General features: G+C 67.1%; 1 protein-coding gene. It reads left to right on the top strand.

Features of this window, described 5'->3' with window-relative positions:
- Positions 1-574: 574 nt before the first annotated feature.
- A complete protein-coding gene (locus ABD172_RS13475; RefSeq protein ID WP_344310442.1) occupies positions 575-1,555 on the top strand; it encodes an LLM class flavin-dependent oxidoreductase in 981 nt (326 codons plus the stop codon).
- Positions 1,556-1,659 lie beyond the last annotated feature (104 nt).

Raw genomic sequence — 1,659 nt, 5'->3', positions numbered from 1 at the left:
TTGAAGCCGTTGCAGGACGTGGTGATCACGATTGCAGGGCAGGAGATCACTGCGCAGCCTGAAATCAGGCAGGAGACGCGGGCCATGGTGGATTCGCTGACACACTAAAACTGTGCAAATCAGGTCTGAACAGCGTCAACCGCACCCGATTGCGACCTGAGGTGGTAGAAGCTGCTTCGCGCAGCAGGCACCGCTGCCGTGGGCGACGGTCGGGCTCGGCGTGTACCTCGTGGGAACCACGGGAGCCCCGGCGGTGCGAGGGGCTGCTTCCGGCGCGGCGGCACGTCCAGCATGGCGGGGCTGATGTCGAGGATCTGGCACCGAACATGCTGACAGGGCATGTACACGAGGGTTTTGCCCTACGGGTTACTGGGCAAGCGGGCCATCCTGTACACACATCTTGGCCTTCAACCCCACGCTGCGGCCACGCGGATCGTGGCACAGGCGCGGGCGTGCCCTCGCGCAGACACGAGATCCTTCGCACACCGGGCACATCGGGCCCGTCAGGAATAGCGAGCGGGTGCATACGGTTGGGCGAGAGTATTCGTCACCGACACATGCGAAAGAAGACCCCGTGAGAGTTCCGCTCAGCATCCTCGATCTCGTCTCCATCCCGGAGGGATCCACCGCCGCCGCGGCGATCGAGGCCTCCATGCACGCCGCCGAGCTGGCCGACCGGCTGGGGTACGAACGCCTGTGGTTCGCCGAGCACCACAACACCGAGAACCTCGCCTCGAGCGCGACCGCTCTCCTCATCGATCAGGCCGCGACGCGTACCGACCGCATCCGGGTGGGTGCCGGTGGCGTCATGCTCCCCAACCACGCGCCGCTCATGGTCGCGGAGACCTACGGCACCCTCGCGAACGTCCACGGGGACCGGATCGACCTCGGGCTCGGCCGTGCGCCCGGCACCGACATGATGACCGCGCAGGCACTCAGCCGCTCCTCCGCCGAGCCGCAGGCCTTCGCACAGAACATCTACGACATGCAGGGCTGGTTCGGACCCGTGGGGACTGCGTACAGCATCCCGATCGCCTCGGCGGCCTCGAAGGGCACCGAGGTGCCGATCTGGGTCCTCGGTTCGACCGTGAACGGTGCCTCGATCGCCGGCCAGCTCGGTCTGCCGTTCTCCCTCGCGTCCCACTTCGCGCCCGACCAGATCGACCAGGCGGTCCGCGTCTACCGCGAGAACTTCACGACGGAGTCGCCGACCGCCCGCATCGAGGAGCCGCGCGTCATGGCCGGCATCAACGTCCTCGTCGCCGAGACCGATGCCGAGGCCGAACTCCAGTTCACCTCGCTGCGTCAGATGTTCACGGACGTCGCGACGGGCAAGCGCCGACCGCTCCAGCCTCCGGTGAACCCGCAGCTCGTGCACCTGCCCGACAACCCGATGCTCAGCATCTCCGCCGTCGGCTCGCCGAAGACCGTCGTCGACGAACTGGAGACCTTTCTCGAGCGCACCGGCGCCGACGAACTCATCACCGTCACCTATGCGTTCGATCCCGCCGTCCGCGAGCGCTCGCTCGAACTCCTCGCCGAGAACTGGTTCTGAGAGAACGGATTCCGGGCGGACCACGGTCCGGGCAGGAACAGGGAGGGGGCCGTCACGCCCCGCACACGGAAGGCCCCGGGTCGTACGGTTCACGCCGTACGACC

It is taken from the genome of Brevibacterium samyangense (genome assembly GCF_039529845.1).
Lineage (GTDB): Bacteria > Actinomycetota > Actinomycetes > Actinomycetales > Brevibacteriaceae > Brevibacterium > Brevibacterium samyangense.
Note: the sequence above shows the minus strand (reverse complement) of the source record. Positions and strands in the feature narration are given on the sequence as shown.